Source organism: Rhodococcoides kroppenstedtii, from assembly GCF_900111805.1.
GTDB lineage: Bacteria > Actinomycetota > Actinomycetes > Mycobacteriales > Mycobacteriaceae > Rhodococcoides > Rhodococcoides kroppenstedtii.
Genome location: NZ_FOJN01000010.1, coordinates 75,235 through 96,037, shown reverse-complemented (window position 1 = coordinate 96,037; position 20,803 = coordinate 75,235). Strand labels below are relative to the sequence as shown.

Annotated in this window: 22 protein-coding genes; 2 read left to right on the top strand and 20 right to left on the bottom strand. The window is 69.0% G+C overall.

Annotated elements, in window-relative coordinates:
• Nucleotides 1-6: 6 nt before the first annotated feature.
• The 8 genes from BMZ18_RS12725 to BMZ18_RS12690 all read right to left on the bottom strand — a co-directional run bounded on the left by BMZ18_RS12725 (nucleotide 7) and on the right by BMZ18_RS12690 (nucleotide 6,249).
• Nucleotides 7-1,002, bottom strand: coding sequence for a LacI family DNA-binding transcriptional regulator (locus tag BMZ18_RS12725; protein ID WP_068365596.1), 996 nt, complete (start codon nucleotides 1,000-1,002; stop codon nucleotides 7-9).
• A 36-nt stretch (nucleotides 1,003-1,038) separates the two neighbouring features.
• Nucleotides 1,039-1,686, bottom strand: a complete 648-nt coding sequence (locus BMZ18_RS12720) for a nucleoside/nucleotide kinase family protein (RefSeq protein ID WP_068365610.1) — start codon at nucleotides 1,684-1,686, stop codon at nucleotides 1,039-1,041.
• A 5-nt stretch (nucleotides 1,687-1,691) separates the two neighbouring features.
• Nucleotides 1,692-2,585, bottom strand: a complete 894-nt coding sequence (locus BMZ18_RS12715; RefSeq protein ID WP_068365595.1) for a PfkB family carbohydrate kinase — start codon at nucleotides 2,583-2,585, stop codon at nucleotides 1,692-1,694.
• The gene (locus BMZ18_RS12710; protein ID WP_244516523.1) at nucleotides 2,585-3,409 is read right to left on the bottom strand and encodes an ATP-binding cassette domain-containing protein; all 825 of its coding nucleotides are present in this window, start codon (nucleotides 3,407-3,409) and stop codon (nucleotides 2,585-2,587) included. The genes BMZ18_RS12715 and BMZ18_RS12710 overlap by 1 nt, the downstream gene beginning before the upstream one ends.
• Nucleotides 3,406-4,413 carry an ABC transporter permease gene (locus BMZ18_RS12705; protein ID WP_068365594.1) on the bottom strand — a complete coding sequence of 336 codons (1,008 nt, stop codon included), beginning with the start codon at nucleotides 4,411-4,413 and terminating at the stop codon, nucleotides 3,406-3,408. The genes BMZ18_RS12710 and BMZ18_RS12705 overlap by 4 nt, the downstream gene beginning before the upstream one ends.
• 8 nt (nucleotides 4,414-4,421) lie before the next feature.
• Complete coding sequence (locus BMZ18_RS12700) at nucleotides 4,422-5,420, bottom strand: substrate-binding domain-containing protein (RefSeq protein WP_068365609.1); 999 nt, start codon at nucleotides 5,418-5,420, stop codon at nucleotides 4,422-4,424.
• Between the two features lie 260 nt (nucleotides 5,421-5,680).
• Nucleotides 5,681-6,073, bottom strand: a complete 393-nt coding sequence (locus tag BMZ18_RS12695; RefSeq protein ID WP_068365593.1) for a hypothetical protein — start codon at nucleotides 6,071-6,073, stop codon at nucleotides 5,681-5,683.
• On the bottom strand, nucleotides 6,070-6,249 hold the full coding sequence (locus BMZ18_RS12690; RefSeq protein WP_068099725.1) for a hypothetical protein: 180 nt from the start codon (nucleotides 6,247-6,249) through the stop codon (nucleotides 6,070-6,072). Before BMZ18_RS12690 ends, BMZ18_RS12695 begins: the two co-directional genes overlap by 4 nt.
• 332 nt (nucleotides 6,250-6,581) lie before the next feature.
• On the opposite strand from BMZ18_RS12690, the gene BMZ18_RS12685 reads away from it, so the two are divergent.
• Entirely contained in the window at nucleotides 6,582-7,385 is an 804-nt protein-coding gene (locus BMZ18_RS12685) for a formate/nitrite transporter family protein (protein ID WP_068365592.1), read from the top strand.
• 70 nt (nucleotides 7,386-7,455) lie between these two features.
• Here the strand turns inward: BMZ18_RS12685 and BMZ18_RS12680 are convergent, their stop codons facing one another.
• Genes BMZ18_RS12680 through BMZ18_RS12670 form a run of 3 tightly spaced genes read right to left on the bottom strand, consistent with a single transcriptional unit; the run spans nucleotide 7,456 to nucleotide 11,553 of the window.
• A complete protein-coding gene (locus tag BMZ18_RS12680) occupies nucleotides 7,456-9,162 on the bottom strand; it encodes a glycerol-3-phosphate dehydrogenase/oxidase (protein WP_068365591.1) in 1,707 nt (568 codons plus the stop codon).
• Nucleotides 9,159-10,670: a glycerol kinase GlpK gene (gene glpK / locus BMZ18_RS12675; protein WP_068365590.1), complete on the bottom strand. Its 1,512-nt coding sequence runs from the start codon at nucleotides 10,668-10,670 to the stop codon at nucleotides 9,159-9,161. The genes BMZ18_RS12680 and glpK overlap by 4 nt, the downstream gene beginning before the upstream one ends.
• 40 nt (nucleotides 10,671-10,710) lie before the next feature.
• On the bottom strand, nucleotides 10,711-11,553 hold the full coding sequence (locus BMZ18_RS12670) for an MIP/aquaporin family protein (RefSeq protein ID WP_068365608.1): 843 nt from the start codon (nucleotides 11,551-11,553) through the stop codon (nucleotides 10,711-10,713).
• A gap of 123 nt (nucleotides 11,554-11,676) precedes the next feature.
• On the opposite strand from BMZ18_RS12670, the gene BMZ18_RS12665 reads away from it, so the two are divergent.
• Entirely contained in the window at nucleotides 11,677-12,660 is a 984-nt protein-coding gene (locus BMZ18_RS12665) for a sugar-binding transcriptional regulator (RefSeq protein WP_068365589.1), read from the top strand.
• 15 nt (nucleotides 12,661-12,675) lie between these two features.
• Here BMZ18_RS12665 and BMZ18_RS12660 read toward each other — a convergent pair whose 3' ends face one another.
• From BMZ18_RS12660 to BMZ18_RS12620, 9 genes are all read right to left on the bottom strand, one after another.
• Complete coding sequence (locus BMZ18_RS12660) at nucleotides 12,676-13,533, bottom strand: SCO6745 family protein (RefSeq protein WP_068365607.1); 858 nt, start codon at nucleotides 13,531-13,533, stop codon at nucleotides 12,676-12,678.
• Nucleotides 13,534-13,550: 17 nt separating this feature from the next.
• Entirely contained in the window at nucleotides 13,551-14,300 is a 750-nt protein-coding gene (locus BMZ18_RS12655) for an ABC transporter permease (RefSeq protein WP_244516522.1), read from the bottom strand.
• Nucleotides 14,301-14,302: 2 nt separating this feature from the next.
• Complete coding sequence (locus tag BMZ18_RS12650; protein WP_068365606.1) at nucleotides 14,303-15,067, bottom strand: ABC transporter permease; 765 nt, start codon at nucleotides 15,065-15,067, stop codon at nucleotides 14,303-14,305.
• A gap of 8 nt (nucleotides 15,068-15,075) precedes the next feature.
• Entirely contained in the window at nucleotides 15,076-15,978 is a 903-nt protein-coding gene (locus tag BMZ18_RS12645; RefSeq protein WP_068365588.1) for an ATP-binding cassette domain-containing protein, read from the bottom strand.
• Between the two features lie 84 nt (nucleotides 15,979-16,062).
• A complete protein-coding gene (locus BMZ18_RS12640) occupies nucleotides 16,063-16,713 on the bottom strand; it encodes a response regulator transcription factor (protein WP_068365604.1) in 651 nt (216 codons plus the stop codon).
• Entirely contained in the window at nucleotides 16,710-17,873 is a 1,164-nt protein-coding gene (locus BMZ18_RS12635) for a sensor histidine kinase (RefSeq protein WP_082895188.1), read from the bottom strand. Before BMZ18_RS12635 ends, BMZ18_RS12640 begins: the two co-directional genes overlap by 4 nt.
• A gap of 15 nt (nucleotides 17,874-17,888) precedes the next feature.
• Nucleotides 17,889-18,944 carry a DUF8320 family protein gene (locus tag BMZ18_RS12630; protein WP_139203960.1) on the bottom strand — a complete coding sequence of 352 codons (1,056 nt, stop codon included), beginning with the start codon at nucleotides 18,942-18,944 and terminating at the stop codon, nucleotides 17,889-17,891.
• The gene (locus tag BMZ18_RS12625; protein ID WP_068365586.1) at nucleotides 18,941-20,140 is read right to left on the bottom strand and encodes a sensor histidine kinase; all 1,200 of its coding nucleotides are present in this window, start codon (nucleotides 20,138-20,140) and stop codon (nucleotides 18,941-18,943) included. Before BMZ18_RS12625 ends, BMZ18_RS12630 begins: the two co-directional genes overlap by 4 nt.
• On the bottom strand, nucleotides 20,107-20,736 hold the full coding sequence (locus tag BMZ18_RS12620; protein ID WP_068365585.1) for a response regulator transcription factor: 630 nt from the start codon (nucleotides 20,734-20,736) through the stop codon (nucleotides 20,107-20,109). The genes BMZ18_RS12625 and BMZ18_RS12620 overlap by 34 nt, the downstream gene beginning before the upstream one ends.
• Nucleotides 20,737-20,803 lie beyond the last annotated feature (67 nt).

Here is a 20,803-nt window from a genome sequence, read left to right as displayed (position 1 = left end):
AGTGGTTCAGCACCCGCAGGAATTGCGGTGATGAAAGCTGGTGGGCACCTGCACACGGCGCGCCGGCCCGTCGTACCCATCGATCCGTTCGAGCAGCATGTCCACGGCGGCACGGCCCATGGTGCCGACGTCCTGCCCCGCGGCGGTGAGGCGCGGCTCGAACAGGTCCGACCATTCGAAGTCGTCGTAACTCACCAGCGCGACGTCGGACGGGATATCAAGACCCAGTGCCCGAGCGGCTTTCACGGTGCCGATGGTCATGGAATTGTTGAGGCTGACGATGGCGGTGGGCCGATCGGAAGCGGACAACACCTCGCGCACAGCATGTTCTGCGTCGTCGACACGGGAATGGCCGTCGAGCACGTAGCGGGGATCGATCGCGACTCCACGGTCGGCCATCGCGCGGAAGAACCCGTCGATCCGCTCGGTGGACGACGTGATGCCGACCAGACCGCGCACCACCGCGATACGGCGGTGGCCGAGATCGAGCAGGTGCTCGGTCAGCCGCGCGGCCGACTCGACGTTCTCCGGAGCGACCTGGTCGCAGGGGATCTCGACGCCACGGTCGATGAGGACGAACGGCGTTCCGTTGGCCTGGATCGTCGGGATGGTCTTCCGTTCCGCGTCCGCCGACGGCGCGACGATGATGCCGTCGACCTGTCGGTCGAGCAACGAATCGACGACGCGTCGTTCCGCCGCCGGATCGTCGTGCGAATCCCCGAGGAACATCACCAGACCGGCGGCCGAGAGACGCTCCTCGATGGCGTGCACCAGGCTGCCGAAATACGGGTTGGTGAGCGCGGAGATCGACAGGCCGATGGTGTGCGTGCGCCCCGCCGCCAGCGACCGCGCGACGACGTTGCGACGGTAGCCCGTCTCGGCGATGGCGGACTCGACGCGTTCGCGCGTGGTCGCGTTGACCTTGCGAGTCTCGTTGAGCACGTGCGACACCGTGGACACCGATACCCCGGCGAGGCGCGCGACATCGCCCATGGTGGCCATGTCAGGCCACCCAAAGCGACGTCGACGACACGACCGTCATCGCAATCGCAGAACGCGATCGGCGTGCACCGCGGTGGAGGTGATGAGTTCGGCGTTGCGTTCGTCGGACCCCAGCGTCCAGAACGACGCTTCCTGTGGCGTCTTGCCGTAGGACAGATGGCGACGGAGAAGGCGCTCGTGCCGAATGTCGGTGTCCGGGGCCAGGAACCAGACCTCGTCGACGTGACGACGGGCGCGCGGCCAGGCGTCGACGTCGAGCAGGAGGTAGTTGCCCTCGGTGACCACCAGGGGCACATCGCCACGCACGGGCACGGCCGAGCCGATGGACTCCTCGAGGTCCCGGTCGAAGCGCGGCGCGTAGACCAGCGGTGCGTCCGTCGGCTGCGCGCGGAGGGTCTCGATCAGTCGGGCGTACCCGTCGTCGTCGAACGTGTCGTGGGCGCCCTTGCGGTCCCGACGACCCAGGTCGATCAGCACCTCGTTGGCGAGATGAAAGCCGTCCATGGGGACGAGGACCGCGAGGTCGGACCCGAGGGCCGCGACAAGCTCCGCCGCCACCGTCGACTTGCCCGCACCGGGAGCACCCGTCAGGCCGAGGATGCGCCGCTGACCCGGCACCGCCAGCGCACTCGCCCACGCGACGAGCTCGTCGAACGAGGCGTCCTGCACGTCCTGGCCGCTCATGACGGTCACCGCTTTCGAAAGTCGAGGGAGGGAACGTGTTCGATCCAGGACCGCGGTCCCACCACCGAGCACCGTAGAGCAGCCACGCGCGCCGAGCGCGCGAGACGGTCGGTGAGGTTGCTCTCACCGTCCGTCGAGAACCAGGCGTACGCGCCGTGGAAGACGTCGCCCGCACCGAGCGTGTCGACGGCCGTGACAGCGGGCACGTCGACGGAGCCCGATTCCATGCCCACGCGCCACCGGATGGGGTCGCCGCCGTGAGTGGTGACGACCGTCGGGACGCCGTCGTCGATCAGCGACGACGCGGTCGTTTCGGCGTCGTCCGAACCGGGGGTACGAAAGTCGGCCGAGCACACCATGTCCGACGCCCACGGGACGAGATCGGCCATGACCGGCTTCCACCGGCCGGCGTCGACGACGACCCTTCTGCCCGTCCGCGACGCCGACTCGGCTGCGGCACGAGCGATGCGGGGGTGATGGCCGTCGACGAGGACGACGTCGGCACCGCCGAGGACGTCGTCGAGATCGGGCGGTGGCGTGGCCTCGGACGCCACCGCGTCGAGCGAGACGACGGATCGATCGCCCGTCGTCTCCACCACCGACACCGCCGAGACGGGCACGGGTCGCACCGTGCCCGCCGCGGCGTCGTGCACCTCCACACCGTGGCGCGCCAGGTCGGCCCGCACCAGGTCGGCGACCGGCTCGTCACCGAGCGCCGTGACGAGAACGGCCTGTCCGCCCAACGCGGCGAACGTGACCGCCGCATTGGCGGCCGGTCCACCGGCCGCGACGAACTGCGCGCTCGACGTGATCTTCTGGTTCACCGCGGGCGGAGCCGCGATGCGGTGGATCACGTCGAGCGTCGCGAGTCCGACGAAGACGCCGCGGGGAGGTGTCACTACAGACCAGCGCGTTCCGAGTCGGTGGGTTCGGTGGCGCCGGTCATGAGCGCCACCACCTCGGACATGCTGCGCTGCTTCGGATCCACCACACCGGCGCGCTTGCCGAGGCGGTGGATGTGGATGCGATCGGCCACCTCGAACACGTGCGGCATGTCGTGGCTGATGAGCACCACGGGGATGCCGCGATCACGGATCGACCGGATCAGGTCGATGACCATCCCCGACTCCCGCACACCGAGGGCCGCCGTCGGCTCGTCCATGATGATGACGCCGCGACCGAACGCCGCCGCACGCGCCACTGCCACACCCTGACGCTGGCCACCCGAGAGGGTCTCCACCGCTTGGTTCACCGACTTGATGCCAATCTTCAGATCGGCGAGGTGCTGCGACGCCTCCTGCCGCATCCGCGGCATGTCGAGACGACGGAACACACTGCCCATCACACCCTTTCGCTTGATCTCGCGTCCGAGGTACAGGTTGGACGCGATGTCGAGCGCCGGGATGACGGCGAGGTCCTGGTACACGGTTTCGATACCGGCGGCCCGCGCGTCACGAGTGTTCTTGAAGGACTGCACCGTCCCGTTCATGAGGATCTCGCCCGAGTCCGGGATCACCGCACCCGCGAGAGCCTTGATGAGACTGGACTTTCCGGCGCCGTTGTCGCCGATGACGGCCAGGACCTCGCCGGCACGGAGCTCGAAGTCCGCACCGTTGATGGCCGTGACGTTGCCGTACCGCTTGACCAGTCCGCGCGCTTCGAGCACGGGGACGCCCGTGGCTGCACTCCCGGACGTACCGCCGGGATTCTCCACCGTCGTCACTGAGACCTCCTGCGGGCGAACTGATCCACGGCCACCGCAACGATGACGAGGATGCCGGTGGCGATGTTCTGGTAGAGGCTGTCGACGCCGGCCTGGGTGAGACCGTTGCGCAGCACGCCGACGATCAGGGTGCCGACCAGCGTGCCGATGACGCCGCCGCGACCACCGAAGAGGCTGGTCCCACCGATGACCACCGCGGTGATCGTCTCGAGGTTGGCGTTCTGGTACGCGTTCGGATCGGCATTCGGGATGCGGCCCAACGCGGCCCACGCGGCGATGGCCGCGATGACCCCGGTGACGATGTAGACGGAGAACAGCACGCGCCCCGACTTGATACCGGAGAGGTTGGACGCCTGCGGATTACCGCCCACCGCGTAGATGTGCTTGCCCCACGACGTCTGGGACAGCGCGTACCACATCACCAGGTAGACCAGCAGCATCGCGACCACGCCGTACGTCGTCGAGAAGGAGCCGATCTTGAACGAGGTGCCGAGGAACGTCAGCGGGCCCTGCTCCACCCGGTAGGTCTCCGACCCCGCGAGCAGGCGGGTCGCCGCCTGGATCGCGGTGAAGGTGCCGAGGGTGACGATGAACGGGGGTAGCCGGAGCACCGTCACCAGACCGCCGTTGATCGCCCCGAACGCGAGGCACACCAGCAGGGTCGACCCGAGCGCGACCATCGGGCCGTTGGCGCCCGCGGTCTGCGCCATCACGATGGTGCCGAACACGGCGACCGCACCGATGGAGAGGTCGATGCCGGACGTCAGGATGATGAGAGTCTGTCCGACAGCGAGGATTCCGACGACGACCGACTGCTGCAGGATCAGCGAGACGTTCTGCGGGTTGAGGAACGAGTCCGAGATCGCGCTGAAGACGATGACGGCGAGAACCAGGGCCACCATGGGGCCGAGGAGCGGTTCACGGAGGATGTTGCCCACCGTGAACCGGCTCGACACCGGGGGCTTCTCCGTCGCCGGGGCGACGGCGGTGTTGCTGCTGGTCATGGGACGACTCAGCCCCAGCAGTTCTCGGCGCCCCAGGTGGTGTCCTGGGACTCGAGGCCGGCGACGGGCTTGTCGGTGATGAGGACCGAGCCGGTGTCGTTGAAACCGCTCGGCTTGGTGCCGTCCTGCGCGAACTTCACGACGGCCTGCACGCCCTGCTCGGCCATCTTGGCCGGGAACTGCATGACGGTGGCGCCGATCTTGCCGGCCTTGACGTCGGCGACGCCGGTGCAGCTGCCGTCGATGGAGCCGATGGTGACCTGGTCGGCCTTCCCGGCGGCCTGAATGGCCTGGTAGGCACCGGCCGCGGCGGGCTCGTTGATCGTGTAGAGCGCGTTGGTCTGCGGTGCGCGCTGAATGAGGTTCTCCATGGCGGTCTGCGCCTTGGTCTGATCACCGTTGGTGTTCTCCTGGCCGACGATCTGCGGCGCACCCTCGGCGAGGCCCATGCCCTCGAGGAAGCCCTCGTGGCGGAAGGAGTCCACGGTGCCGCCGGCGGTGCCGTCGAGCATGACCAGCTGCGGAGCGGTGCTGCCCAGGGCCGCCTTGACCCACTGACCCTGGCTGACGCCGGCCGCGCGGTTGTCGGTGGCGAACGTGGCGTCGACCGCGTCCTCGGGGTCGGTCGCGGTGTCGAGCGCGATGACGACGACACCGGCATCGCGGGCGTTCTGGATGGCGTCGAGCACGCCGGTGGACGAGTTCGGCGTGATGAGAATGCCCTTCACACCCTGGCCGACCATGTTCTCGATCGCGGAAACCTGGCCCTCGTTGTCGCCGTCGAACGCGCCGGCGAGGGCGATGAGCTCGGCGCCGTCCTTGTCGGCCTGCGCCTGGGCGGCCTCGCGCAGCTTCACGAAGTACGGGTTGGAATCGGTTTTGGTGATCAGACCGACCTTGACGCTGTCCGAGTCGGAGCTGCTGCAGGCCGTGAGGCCGAGCGCCAACGAACCGGCCATGAGAACCGCGCCGACGGTGAGCGTGGTCCTGCTGCGAGTTTCGAACATGTGGACTCCCTTGTCCGACGGGCGCGACGCCGACCGCATCGCGTGACCGGGGGAGCGTAAGACGGGCGCAAGCGTTTGCGTAAGCGTTTGCGCGAAGTTGTCCGATTCGAGTTTCCGTGGGCGTGGCGGCCTGGTTGCGCACAGGACACGTCGATGGGTGGGTTCCCGGCGGTTCGGGCGAGTTGTGTGCGGTGAGGCATGGGGTGGTGGGCCCCACGCCCCCGCCGGGATCCGGTGCAGCAGGCGGTGCTGTACGCCGTCTACTGCACCGGATTCACCGGCCGCTCACTCGAGGCCAGTTCCGTCAGACGCTCCTCGCCCAGCGGGGTGAGGTCCGCGCGCATGACCTCGGTGGTCATGAGGTGCTCCCAGCTCGGCGCGGACGCGTATCCGTGTTTACCGTTGTGGCCGTACCGGATCCGCTCCATGGCCACACCCGGGGGCACGTCCCACACCTCTCGTCCCACGTCGTTCCACGCCAGCTGACCCAGGGTGATGAGTCCCCTCCGGAGCAGGGTCTCGATCACACGGGCGGTGTCCTCCGGGGACACCGGCTCGGGGGTCAGGGAGGAGACGATGGTGTGGAACCCCCAGAAGGACATCCAGTCGTCCTCCATGTCGGCGAGCAGCTCGGTCTCGAGTTCCACGTTCATCGTGCGGTCGCCACTCGGATCATACGGCCGCCGTCACCGGGCGCGATGTCGATGACGGGCCCGCCGCGCTTGCTGGCGGTCCGAAGCTGGATGGTGGTGCCGTCGGGAAGCACGTTCCGCTCCTGGATGTGCGGCTCCACGTACTCGCTGCGATCGCTGGTCGTGCCGTCGGACATCGGCGTTTCCTCCTCGTGCGGTGGTGCGGTTGCTCGGGGATTGGACGCGGGCGCGGGTCGGATCGGTTCCACGACTCCACGGGGTGGTGCTGCGTGGCTGCACACACGACGACGGAACTGGTGGGATCCCGTCGATCCGGGCGAGTTGTGTGCGGTGAGGCATGGAGGTGGGCCGCCTCGCTGCCCCGCCCTCATGAGGACTCCACAAGGTGATGCTGCGTGGCCGCACACAGGACGACGGAACGGGCGGGATCCCGCCGATCCGGCCGACCTGTGTGCGGTGAGGCATGGGGTGCGGCGGTAGCCGTCCCCCTCGCGGGGTACACCGAGCGATGAGCGAGGAAGCGCGCCGCAACGACGGCGACAACGACGGACCCGTCGAGGAAGAATTGGAGTCGAGCTTCGACGCCGTCGTGACCGAGGGGGCAGAGCGCCTGCACCGCACCGTGCGGGCGGTAATAGTGACCGGCCTGTTCGGTGGCCTCGAAGTGGCCCTGGGCGTGATGGCCTATCTCGCCGTCCTGGACGAGACGGGGAGTCACCTGCTCGCCGGACTGGCGTTCGGCATCGGACTCGTCGCGATCTACCTCGCGCACAGCGAGCTGTTCACCGAGGACTTCCTCATGCCGGTCGCCGCCGTGGTCTCCCGCGACGGCACGCCCGCCCAACTCGCCAAGCTGTGGATCGGCACACTGCTGGCCAACCTCGTCGGCGGCTGGGGCGTCATGTGGCTTGTCGCGCAGGCGTTTCCGCAGTGGCAGACCGTCCTGTCCGAGTCCGCGCACCACTTCGTCGACGCGCCGCTGAACACGCAGTCGATCTGCCTGGCGATCCTCGGCGGCAGCACCATGACGCTGCTGACCAGGATGCAACAGGGAACCTCGTCGGACGTCGCCCGCATCATCGCGGCCATGGCTGCCGGATTCCTGCTCGCCGGGCTGCAGCTGTTCCACTCGATCCTGGACTCGCTGCTGATCTTCGGCGCCATCCATGCCGGTGCGGAGGTCGACTACGTGCAGTGGATCGAGTGGTTCGGGTACACGGTCGGCTTCAACATCGTCGGTGGCGTGATGCTGGTGACCGTTCTCCGCCTCGTGCGCACGAAGGAACTGGTGAAGGAGGAGCGGCACTCGTGAGCCGAGCTGCGCTCGTCGTGCGCCTTTTGCACATCCAGGGATGTGCAAAAGGCGCACGGCGCGAGAGCGATCAGGCCACGGGCACCCGCACGTCCGGCGCACCGAGCCGCGCGGCGTCCGCGGTCTCGTCGTCCGGCTGCATCTGCGATTCCCGTTCTGCCGCAACGCGCTTGCGGTAATGCTCGATCTCGTCGGCCACGTGCTGCTCGTCCCAGCCGAGGATGGGGGCGACCAGCGCGGCGACCTCGGACGCCGCGGCCTCACCACGATCGTCGAGCTCGATGGACACGCGAATACGACGGGTGAGGATGTCGTCGAGATGCTGCGCGCCCTCGTGGCTGGCGGCGTAGACCGCCTCGGCCTTGAGGTACGCCGGCGCCGTCTCCAGGGGCTGCCCGAGCTCGGGCCGCTCGTCGATCAACGCCAGCACCTCGTGGACCAGGGATCCGTAGCGCCCGAGCAGGTGCTCCATCCGCCCCACCCGCATCCCGGCGCGCTGCGCGGCGAGCTCGCGGGAGTTCCACAGGCCGTAGTACCCCTCCGCACCGAGCAGCGGGATCTTCTCGGTGACGCACTCGGGAACCCGGCGCTCGAGACCGTGCACAGCGGAATCCACGGCGTCCTTGGCCATCACGCGGTAGGTGGTGTACTTGCCGCCCGCGATGACCGTGAGGCCGCGGACCGGGCTGGAAACCGCGTGCTCGCGCGAGAGGGTGCTGGTGGAATCCGACTCGCCGTAGAGCAACGGGCGCAGTCCGGCGTAGACGCCGACGACGTCCTCGTGGTCCAGCGGATCCTGCAGGAGCCGGTTGACCTCGGTGAGGATGTAGTCGATGTCGCTCTTGCTCGCCGCGGGATGCGCGAGATCGAGCTTCCAGTCGGTGTCGGTGGTGCCGATGATCCAGTGGCTCCCCCACGGAATCACGAACAGCAGCGACTTCGACGTCCGGGTGATGATGCCCGCCGCCGCGTTGATCCGGTTGCGCGGCACGACCAGGTGGACACCCTTGGAGGCGCGCACCTGGAATTGCCCACGGCCACCGAGCATCTCCTGGATCTCGTCGGTCCACACCCCGGCCGCGTTGATGACATGCTTGGCCGCGATCTCGAACGACTCCCCCGTCTCGAGGTCCGTCGCGACGACGCCGATCACCCGGTCACCGTCGCGCAGGAATCCGGTGACGCGAGTGCTGTTGACGCACAACGCCCCGTACGCCGCGGCGGTTCGCGCGATCATCATGGTGTGCCGGGCGTCGTCGACCTGGCCCTCGTAGAACTTGATGGCGCCGCGAAGCGCAGAGCGCTTCCCGGAGGGGAAGGCCTCGAGCGTCTTCTTCTTGCCCAGGTGGCGATGGTGCGACGGCACGCCGCGACCGGCCCCCATGACGTCGTACACCCCTATGCCGAGCCCCGCGTACGGCCGGTCGATCAGCTTGAGCAGCGGGTAGAGGAACGGCACCGGGCGCGCGAGGTGCGGACACAGATCGTTGAGGACGAGCGACCGCTCCTTGAGCGCCTCGAACACCAACGAGAAGTTGAACTGCTCGAGGTAGCGCAGGCCGCCGTGGAAGAGCTTGGACGATCGGCTCGACGTGCCCGCGGCGTAGTCCCGCGCCTCGACGAGACCGACCTTCAGGCCGCGGGTGACGGCGTCGAGCGCCGCCCCGGTACCGACGACACCGCCGCCGATGACCAGGACGTCCATCTCCTCGGAGGCGAGGCGGCGCAACGCCTCACGGCGCGCGTCGGGACTCAGTGCTGTGCTGGTGGTTGTCATTCGTCATCGACCCAATCGAGTGTTCTCGTCACGGCTTTCTTCCACCCGGCGAAGAGCTTCTCTCGCTCCGCGTCGTCCATGGACGGTGTCCATGTCTTGTCCTCGGCCCAGTTCTCGCGGATCTCGTCCTCGCTCGCCCAGAAGTCCACGGCGAGTCCGGCGGCGTAGGCGGCGCCCAGTGCGGTGGTCTCGGCGACCACGGGCCGCACCACGTCGACACCCAGAATGTCCGACTGGAACTGCATCAGAAGCTCGTTCACCACCATACCGCCGTCGACCTTGAGCACTTCGAGGTCGACGCCGGAGTCGGCGTTCATGGCCTCGATGACCTCGCGCGACTGATACGCAGTGGCTTCCAACACAGCTCGCGCCAGATGGCCCTTGTTGACGAACCGCGTCAGACCGACGATGGCGCCGCGCGCGTCGGACCGCCAGTGCGGCGCGAAGAGACCGGAGAACGCGGGCACGAAGTAGGCGCCGCCGTTGTCGTCGACCGACTTCGCGTCGTTCTCGATGTCGGCGGCGGTGGCGATCATGCCGAGGTTGTCGCGCAACCACTGCACCAGCGAACCGGTGACCGCGATCGATCCTTCGAGCGCGTAGACCGTGGGCTGGTCGCCGATCTTGTAGCAGACGGTGGTGAGCAGACCGTTCTTGCTCATCACCTTGTCGGTGCCGGTGTTCAGCAGCACGAAATTGCCTGTGCCGTAGGTGTTCTTGGCCTCACCGGGCGACAGGCACGCCTGCCCGAAGGTGGCGGCCTGCTGATCGCCGAGGATGCCGGCGATGGGTACGCCGCGCAGGGAACCGCGCTCGCGCACCTTGCCGTACACCTCGGAGGAGCTCTTGATCTCGGGCAGCATCGACATGGGGATACCCATGTCGGCGCAGATTCCCTCGTCCCAGGTGAGGGAATCGAGATCCATGAGCAACGTGCGCGAGGCGTTGGTGGGATCGGTGTAGTGCAGGCCGCCGTCGGTGCCGCCCGTCATGTTCCACAGCACCCAGGTGTCCATGGTGCCGAAACAGAGGTCGCCCGCCTCGGCGCGCTCCCGCGCACCGTCGACGTTCTCGAGGATCCACATGACCTTGGGCCCCGAGAAGTAGGTGGCCAGGGGCAAGCCGGTGGTGGCGGTGTATTTGGTGGCGTCGCCGCCGCCGAGCTTGGTGACGATGCGGTCGGTGCGCGTGTCCTGCCAGACGATGGCGTTGTACACGGGCTCGCCGGTCTTTCGGTCCCACACGAGCGCGGTCTCGCGCTGGTTGGTGATGCCCACGGACACGATGTCCGACGGCGTCAGGTCGGCCTTCGCGAGCGCGCCGGCGGTGACGGTGCGGACGTTTTCCCAGATCTCGACGGCGTCGTGCTCCACCCATCCGGCCTGCGGGAAGATCTGCCGGTGCTCCTTCTGGTCGACGGACACGACGGTGCCCGCGTGGTCGAAGATCATGCACCGGGTCGACGTGGTGCCCTGGTCGATCGCGGCGACGTAGCGCTGCTCGGTCATCGGTTCTCCATTTCGGCGAGGGTGGCGGGGTGAACGGTGGTCATGCGGTCTTCTCGTTCTCGGGGAGCCGTCCGGGCTCGAGGGCGCCCTCGTCGTCGGCGGGCGGAAGGTGCTTGCCGACCAGACGGTCGTAGAGGAACACCCCGATGGGCCCGCCGATCAGCGGTCCCACGATGGGGACCCAGAAGTAGAGGCTGCCGTACTGATCGCGCCATGCCCCACCGTATCCCGTGATGTACGACGCGAGGCGGGGTCCGAGATCGCGGGCCGGATTGATCGCGTACCCGGCGTTGGTGCCCCAGGCGAAGCCGATGGCGACGACGATCAGGCCGATCACGAACGGGGCGATGTTGGCCATCGGTGGGCTGTTGCGCTTGTCGGTGACGGCGACGATGAGGAACAACAGGATCGCGGTGCCGATGATCTGGTCGATCAGCGCGGACTGCAGGCTCACCGGAAGCGTTCCGTTGCCGGGCAACGTGGAGAAGATGGTCTGCGTCGCCGTGGTGTGCTCGGGGTCGATCGCGGTGATCATGTCGTTGTAGTTCCAGCGCACGATCAGCGCTGCGACGAAGGCGCCGAGCATCTGCGCGGCGACGTACGGTCCGACCTTCGCCCACGAGAAGTCGCGGAACAGGGCGAACGACACCGTCACGGCGGGGTTGAGGTGCGCGCCCGTCGCGCGACCGGCGACGTAGACGCCGAACATGACGCCGAGACCCCAGGCCCACGCGATCGAGTCGTGGTCGCCGAGGCTGCCCTCCTCACCGCCCGAGACGACCTGGGCGACGACGCCCACACCGAACAGAATGAGAATCATCGTTCCGGCGAACTCGGCCGCCATCTCCGCACCCAGACCCCATCGGGCCCGCTTTTCCGTCATCGCCTCGTCCTCCACATTTGTGATGCGCGCCATAGAAACGCTCGGTGTCGTCAGACTAGATCCAGATGCACGTCGGCACACAACGTCTGCACATATGTGCAAAACGGACTACTCTCGACGCCCGTGGCCTCCGATTTCGTGCCGTCTCCGGCGACCGACCCGCGCGCGTCCGACGCCGTCCGGGCCGCCCGGCTCTACTACTTCCAGGATTTGACGATGGCTGCGATCGGCCGTGAACTGGGCGTTTCCCGGTCGACGGTCTCGCGTCTGATCACCTTTGCGCGCGACTCGGGCCTGGTGGAGATCAGGATCAGCACGGCTCTCGGCCAAGGGCCGAGTCTCGAGCGTGCCTTCGCCGACCGGTACGGAGTGCGGGCCCATGTGGTTCCGGTGCCGGAAGCGGTGAGCGACGTCGACCGACTCGATCGCGTCGCGATGTTCGCCGGCCGCCTGCTCACCACCTTCGTCACCTCGGACATGGTGGTCGGCATCGCGTGGGGCACGACGGTCAGCGCCGTGAGCCGGCACGTCGCCCCGAAACGCACGCACAATACGCACGTGGTCCAGCTGAACGGCGCGGCGAACACCCGCACCACCGGAGTCTCCTACGCGACGGACATCGTCCGCACCATCGGGGACGCGTACGGCGCTGTGGCCCAGGGATTTCCGGTCCCCGCGCTGTTCGACTATCCCGAGACGCGGCGGCTGCTGTGGCGGGAGCGATCGATCCGCCGCGTCCTGGATCTGCGGGATCGGATGGACCTGGCGCTGTTCGGCATCGGCGTGCACGGAGGTGCAGTGCCGAGCCACGTCTACAGCGCCGGGTACCTCGAGAAGTCGGACCTGGCCGAACTGGACCGGGACGGCGTGGTGGGCGATATCGCCACCGTGTTCTTCCGGTCGGACGGAAGCTACGACCGCATCACGCTCAACGACCGGGCGAGCGGGCCGACGCTCGACGCCCTGAAGAGCGTGCCGCGGCGCCTGTGCGTCGTGGCCGGCGAGGACAAACTCCGCGCCCTGCACGCCGCTCTCACCGGCGGGCTGATCACCGACCTCGTGATCGACGACCTCAGCGCCGCAACCCTTCTCGCACGGTCGACATGACTTGATCCGATCCGGTCAGGACTTCTTCTTCGTCCCCGGCAGGAACCCCGCCGCGATGACGGCCTTGACGTAGGGGCGGGCCGACGTCAGCAGGTCCTCGGCGTCCGGCACGTCGCGCCAGATCGACGCGGCGAGGCGATCGGTGCGCTCCTCGATACGGCGATCCAGCTCGACGCCGCCCTCGGACAACGCCTCCGCGTCGGGCTCGAGGAGCCCGCGCGTCCGCAGTCGCTCGATCGCGGCGCCCCACTGTTCGTCGGACCACCCGCGCGTGATCTGCGTGATGCGGCGCCCGAGCGTCCGACGCCCCGCCGGATCCGGATGCTGCGCCTCGTGGAACACCACGGCTTCGGTGGGATCCAATTCCGCGTCGACCAGCGCGGCCAGGTGGCCGTCGCCACGCCATTCCCGCAGGACCGCGATGGCGTGCCACAGCGCGAGGTGCGGGGCATTAGGGTGACTCGCGGCGTGCCAGGCGGCGGAGAGTGGCCGGCCGGCGAAGTCCGCTCGGTCACCGATCTCGTGGAGTCGTCGGGCCAGCTCGGCGAGGTGCGGATCCCCGGCCCGCTCCCCCAACGCGTCCGCCAGCACGGTGTCCAACGCGGCCCAGCGGCGATCCGACACTCGCTCCAGCCCGGCCTCGACCGCCGCCGGCCACGCCGCGGCGATCAGCGCGGGCGAGAAGTTGTAGAACGTCGACGACACCACGGCCGGCACGCACGGTCCCAGCGGAGCACCGCGGGCACCCACGTAGAACGCGTGCCCGTCCAGCCCGGTGTCGGAGTACGCGTTCGGCAGATCCGGATTGAAGTACGCCGCCACGTGATACGGCTCGAGCGTCGAGTAGGCCAGGCGGGCGAGGGCGGACGTCATGGGTCCGACGGTAGCGGTCACGGCGTGACGACGTCTCGATGATCGAGAACACGGATCGCCACCGCCACGACGGCGGCGCCCAGCACCACCGTCGCCGTGAGCACCTCGACGACAGAGCCGGGGGTGAGTGCGCCGGAATCGCCGAACGCGCCCGAGGCGAGGTGGCTGGCCCGCGTGACCAGCGCGTAGGGCAGGACGGCGATGGCCGCGTGCACCTTCGCCGTCAACAACACCACGGCTACTCCCGCGCCGACCAGCGCGACCCCGATGGGCGCCGCGAACGAGCGCATGACCATCGACAGCAGTGACTGCAGCGCGGCCAGGGGAATCACCGCCGCGGCCGTCACCGCGGCCACCGCGAGGTACCGCGGAGGGAGGGCGCCGTCCAGACCGAAGAACGCCGTACCGAGCACCCACACGGCGACGAGTTGTACGGCCGGCATGGCGATTCCGAGTCCGGCGACCACGACCGTCTTGGCCACCACTATTCGCGCCGAGGACACCGGTCCGGACATCAACGCGGTCCAGTTGCCGCCACGATGCTCCGGCCGCCAGACGAGCGACGCCAGGACGGCGACACCGAGGGACAGCGGGAACAGACCGAAGAACACGGCGGTACGCAGCCACAGCGTGTCCCATCCCTCGGCCAGTCCGGTGCCGGATGCTGCAGTGTTGATCACCCCCAGTGCCGACACGACGAGGGGAAGGACCACCACGACGGCCCACACCTGAGAACGCTTCAGCTTGAGTACTTCTGCGGACAGCATGCTCAGACCTCCTGTCGATCGAGTCGCCGGGTCGCCACGACGACGCCGGCGATGGCCAGCAGTGCCAGCGCGACGACGCTGACGTAGGACGGCTGCAGGATCACCACCGATTCGCCCGCGTAGTCGGCCGCGGCGATCAGCGACCAATACCCCCACGGCGTCAGATGTGCTGCCCAGGAGGGAAACGCGGACGCCGCGATCGCGACCACCGTGCCGACGATGCCCACCCCCAGCGGGATCAGCTGATTGTCGACGCGGGCCGAGATCAGCACCTGCACGGCCAGGACCACCAGCGAGACCACGATCGCGGCCACGGTGTGGCCGAGCCAGAGGGACACCGGGACGTGGCCCGTCGCCCCCACCACTCGGGTCAGGACCGCCACGAGGACGGACGCCCCGCCGGTGCCGACGGCGACCGCCGCAGCGAGCACCCCCAGCTTGGCTCGGCAGAGCCGGCCCGGTGCGACTCCCGTGGTGCGGTTCAGCAGCCACCCTCCACCCTGGTGCTCGATGTCGACGGCACGGCTGGCGAGGATCGCCAGAACCACCGGTGACGCGACGGGAACGGCGAGCGACAATCCCGCCAGCGGCAGGGCGGCCGTGAGGCCGCCGTCGGGGGACGCTCCCGCGAGCGTGCCGACGAGGGTGAGCCCCACGATGCCGACGGCGAGCAGGGCGGTCACGAGTCCGAGCCGGAGATGACGGCACTTCGCGATCTCGTTGCGCAACACAGTCGCACGGCCCGGTGAGAGGCGTACGGAAGGCATGGCGCGGGTCACGGTCGACCTCCGCTCGTGAGGGACATGAACACGTCCTCGAGGGACTGCTCGTCGCGCCGGACGCCGACCACGCCGGCACCGGCGCCGGCGAGGTCTTCCACCACCCGCGCCGTCGTGCGATCGTCGATCCCCGACAGCCGCACGGTGTGGCCGTCCAGGCGAGCCGAGAGGTCGCTCCGCAGAACGGGTTCGACCCGCGACGGGTCCAACGTGTCGATCAGGACGTCGGGGCTCGCGGAGCGGGTGAGGTCCGCGCGTGAGCCCTGGAAGATCATCCGACCACCGTTGAGGATCCCGAGCACGTCGGCGATCCTGTCGATCTCGCCCAGCAGATGACTCGAGACCATCACGGTCACGCCGGTCGACGCCAGGTGTCGGAGCAGTCCGCGGATCTCCTCGATCCCGGCGGGGTCGAGACCGTTGGTGGGCTCGTCGAGGATGAGCAGTCGGGGTTCGCGGGCCAGCGCCATGGCGATGCCGAGACGCTGCTTCATCCCCAGGGAGTAGTGCCGCACCGTCTTGTCCATCTGGTCCTGCAGGCGCACGGTGCGCACGGCGCGCTCGACCTGATCGTTCCGCAGACCCAGACTGCGCTGCACGATCCGAAGGTTCTCCGCCCCCGTGAGATGGCCGTAGCCGGGCGGCGCCTCGATGAGCGACCCCACGCCGGCGAGCAGGTCGCGACAGGTTTCCCGCGTCATCGGGCGCCCGAACAGCTCGATGCGACCGCTGGTCGGGGCGATCAGGGACAGCAGCATCTTCATGGTCGTCGACTTGCCCGACCCGTTGGGCCCGAGGAACCCGTAAACGCAGCCCTCGGGAATCCGCAGGTGCAGGTCGTCGACCACGGTCGTGGAGCCGTACCGTTTGCCGAGTGCTTGTGTGCTGACGATGTCCATGCCGCCACTCTGCTCGGAAGCGGCGCCGAGATCGTCGGCCCGAGGACGGAACTTCGGGGGTATACCTGAGGAGGAGGCAGGGCGTCAGGACCGGTCCATCAGACCGTTCTCGTACGCCACGATGACCGCCTGCGTGCGGTCCCGGAGGCCGAGTTTCGCCAGAATGCGGCCGACGTGCGCCTTGACCGTCACCTCCGAAACACCCAGGGCCGTGGCGATCTCCGCGTTGGACAAGCCCGACGCGATCGCCCGCAACACCTCGAGTTCGCGGGGCGTCAGGTCGGCCGGACTCCCGGTGGTCACGAGCGAGGGGACGCCCCGGGTGAAGTGGTCCACCAACCGCCGAGTCGTCGACGGAGCAACCACCGCGTCACCGTCTCGCACGTGTGCCAGGGCGGCCACCAACTCGTCGACCGGGCCGTCCTTGAGGAGAAAGCCGCTGGCTCCGCTCCGCAAGGCGTCGAACGCGTACTCGTCGAGGTCGAAAGTGGTCAGGATCAACACCTTCGGTGCGCCCGGTTGCCGACACAGTTCACGGGTGGCCGCCACCCCGTCCATCACCGGCATCCGCACGTCCATCACGACGACGTCGGGACTCGTCTCCCGCACCACGTCGAGGGCCGCGCGCCCGTCCGCGGCCTCGCCGACCACCTCGACGCCGCGGGCCTCGAGCACCATGCGCAGGCCCGTGCGCACCAGGTCCTGATCGTCGACCAGCACCACCCGAATGCTCATGCGGGCGCCGGGATCCACGCGTGGACGACGAATCCGTGGTTGGCCGGTTCGGCGGTCAGACTGCCGCCCACCGCCTCGACGCGCTCACGCATTCCGATCACCCCCAGTCCGCCGGTGGCGCTGTCACCGCCCCACCCGTCGTCGGTCACGGACACGGCGACTCCGCCGTCGGTCCACCGCATGCACACCTCGACCGTCTCGACGGGCCCGGCGTGCTTCCGGACGTTGGTCAGCGCTTCCTGGACCACACGGTAGATCACGAGTTCCGTTCCGACCGTGAGGGTGCGAGGTGCCCCCTCGACGCGCAGCGTGACGGGAACCCCGACCGTTCGCGACAGTTCCAGCAGATTCTCGAGGCCGGCGAGGGTCGGCTGCGGATCCGTCGCGTCGTCCTCCGACCGGAGAACCGACAGCATCGACCGCATCTCCGTCATCGCGTGGCGGCCGGTGTCGCGCACCGACAGCATCGCGTTGCGAGCGCGGTCCGGGTCCGTCTCGGCCATCGACGCCGCCCCCTCGGACAACAGAACGATGGCGCTCAGACCGTGGGAGACGACGTCGTGCAGCTCGCGGGCGATCCGCGCCCGCTCGTCCAGAACGGCGATGCGCGTGCCCGTGTCGCGCTCACGCTCGGCCTGCAGCGCGCGCTCCTCCAGGCTCTCGACGTACAGCCGCCGGGTCCGGGTCAGGGTGCCGACCAGCCACGCGACCAGCACGATGGCCACGAACAATCCGATGTCCCCCGGAGTCAGACCATCCGTGTGACGCGTGGGGACCGTGATCGCCAGAGTCCATGCTGCAGCCACCGTCGCCGCGGGGATCGAGACAGTCCACGGACGCGTGGCCGCCACCCGGACGAGCGTGAGAACCACCATCACGTCGGCCACGAGCAGGCCGAGCCCGACGAGCGGCTGCACGAACGCCACCGCCATGACGAGGACGAAGGCGAGAACCGGCCGGGGGCGACTCAGCAGGTACGCCAGACACAACCCGACCGGAACGAGCAGGGCCGCAGGGGAAGCCGTGCCCTGGATCGGCAGGTTGTAGGCGAAAACGATCAGCGAGACGGCGACGTCGAGTGCGCGCGCTCGAGCGGAGCCTGCGGAGCGAGCGACAGGATGCACTACCGGGGACATCCGGGAGGAGGTCGGGGAGGCCATCGCGGTCACCGTAGCTCAGGTCGAGGGCCGCGGCGTCTCGTCACCGCGGACCGCATGGGGCAGGTCCACCCGTCGCGGACCGTCGACCCCGTCGACCAGGATCGACGCCGCGGAATCGCGGTCGGGCGGCAGGAGCCGGACGGTCACGGCCTCCACCGCCGGGTTCTCGAGGGCGGCCACCACCGCGTCGACGATCGCGTCGTCGACCGTCTCGGTGTCCTGCTGACCACGATCGTCGAGCAGCAGGACGTCCACTCCGCGGCTGCGTGCGGCGCGCACGGCGCTGCTGACGTCGGACAGTCCCCGTGCTCGGAACGAGTCGCGCAGTTGACTTTCCAGCAGTCGGCAGGCGAGTCGCTCGTCGTCGGCCAGCGGCTCCCCCGAGGCGATACGGGTGAGCAGCGGACGCGCGAGCTCGTCGAGACGGGTGAGCTGGACGTCCCGCTCGTGCAGCGACGCCGCCGCGGCCGCTTCCTCGGCGGCACGCAGGGTGGTCTCGGCCCGGAGCCGGAAGATGTCGGCGACCGGTTTCCGGATGGCCAGCGCGAAGAACGAGCCCATGAGAATCAAGGCGACGGCGGGCGTGACGAGCGGAACGGCGGTGGCCAACCCCTGGCCGGTCTGCCACACCCACACCACCGTGACGCCGACGACTGCGGCGTACTCCGCCCATCCCCACCACGCGCGACCCCGCACACACAGGAACGTGACCACGCCGGCACAGACTCCGATGGGCCAGGTCTGCAGCGGATTGTCTCTCGGCACCGGGAGGGACCACAGCACCAGAGCACACAGCAGCGGTCCCGTCAGCACGATCGCCACGGTCCAGCGCAACGGCATCGGGTCGCCGTGCACGCGCACGAGCGCCACGACACACGCGGAGTGCGCGATCAGGGCAAGGACGGGTGCGATCGGCGGATCGATACCGGGTAGCGCGCCCAGTGCGGCCGCCGCGACGCCGATCAGGTGGACCGCCACCACGACCGCCGCGGCTCGCGTACGCATCCCGAGCAGCGTGGTCACGTCGGCGTCCCGGCCGTCGACCTCCCCCGGTCCCAGCACGGACGTCACCGCCGCCACCCGAGCGTCACCTGCGTGCCGCGACCCTGCGCCGACCGCACCTCGACCGACCCGCCGGGCAGTCGGGACATGCGGTCGACGATGCTCACCCGTACTCCGAGTCGATGAGCCGGGACCCCCTCGGGGTCGAATCCCGGGCCGTCGTCCCGCACGACGACGGTCAGACCGTCGTCCGCCAGAGCGACCTCCACCGATCTGTCGGCGGATCCGGCGTGGCGGACGCTGTTGCGCAGCGCTTCGGCGAGCGCCGCGCCGACCGTGCGGACCGTCTCGGCGGGGAACGAACCCGTCGTGGTCCCGTCGCCGCGCACGATCACGGGAGTGGAACCGTCCACCCCACCGGCCGCGAGGCGCAGATGAGCCAGGACGTCGTCGGGCGTGAAGTCCTCCCCCGACCTCTCGTCGTCACGCAACGTGTCCAGTTCGGCGAGTGTCGATCTCGCCTGGCGGACGACGGCGTCTCCGGCGCCGGGCCGGGACGCGGCGAGGAGGGTCGACATCACGCCGTCGTGAATCAGTCCGTCGAATCGACGCCGCTCGACGGTGCGGGCGTCGAGGGCCGCCGACCGCGCCGCCTGGGCGTACGACGACGCTCGGGTGCGATCCAGTAGTCGGCCCGTCCGCGCCGCCATGACGGCGGCGCCGACGAAGATGATGCCGAAACCGTAGCCGTACACCAGATCCGGTAGCAGTGGACTCCGGTCCGCGGGTTCTCGGACGAGATAGTTGATCGACTGCGCACCCACGATCACCACCGCGAGGTAGAGGAAGACCCGCACCGGCGTCGTCGTCATCGCCGCACCGAGCGCCGCGAGGGCGGGAAAGAACGAAAACCACACCGGCTCCGCATTCAGGAACGACTCACCCGTCCAGCCGAGCGGCCACGTCGCCAACCCGACGAGGTACCCCACCACGGACGCGCGGGCCAGCGCGGTGATCGACCGCGGCGAGCCGACCAATGCGGCGCCGAGCAAGACGAGACCCGGCCCGAAGAACACCGCCACCGCGACGGGCGTCCACCAGGGCCGGGTGATGGACGTCGTCTGCACGATCAGCGGCATCGACACCAGGAGGTAGAAGACGTAGCCCGCGCCGATGAAGCGACCGAACATGCGCAGGATGCGATCGGCCGCACGAGAATCCGCGCCCGCGGTCACTTCTTGCGTCGACGTGGGAAGGGCAGCCACCCGTCCTCCAGCGCGCGCTTGTACAGCTCGGACTTGGTGGGGGCCGGACGGCCGGCGTCGGCGTACTTGGTGCGGATGCGGCGGAGGTAGTCGTTGACGGTCTCGCGCGAGATCTTCAGGTCCGACGCGACGCGCGTGGCGGTCTCGCCCGCGGCGTACAGCTCGAGCACCTTGCGGTGTTGCGGGCTCAGATCGACCAGATCGATCTCGGGATCGCCGTCGATGGCCGCCGCCCAGTCCGTCGTCGGCACGACCTCACCGCGCACCGCCACCCGGATCGCGTCGACGATCTCTTCCGGACTACGCGACTTGCGGACTACGCCGAGCACGCCCGCCCGCGCGGCCTCCCGAACGAGATACGGATCCTCGCCGGAAGTGAGCACGAGGACCGGCACACCACGCTCGCGGATGGCCTCGACGTTTCCCGTGGGCGAGGAGCCGTCGCGCAGCCGCAGGTCGAGGACCACCAGGTCCAGTGCCGCGGGGTCGGCGAACAGGTCCGCGACCGTGGACGCGTGCGCCACCAGGTCGATGTCGGTGCAGTCCGCCAGACGAACCTGCAGGCCGTCGATGGTGAACTGATGGTCGTCCACCATGCCGATACGTGCTGCCACCCCACCCCCCGGTCACTCGGAGCGTCAGACTAACCCGACAGCGTCCATT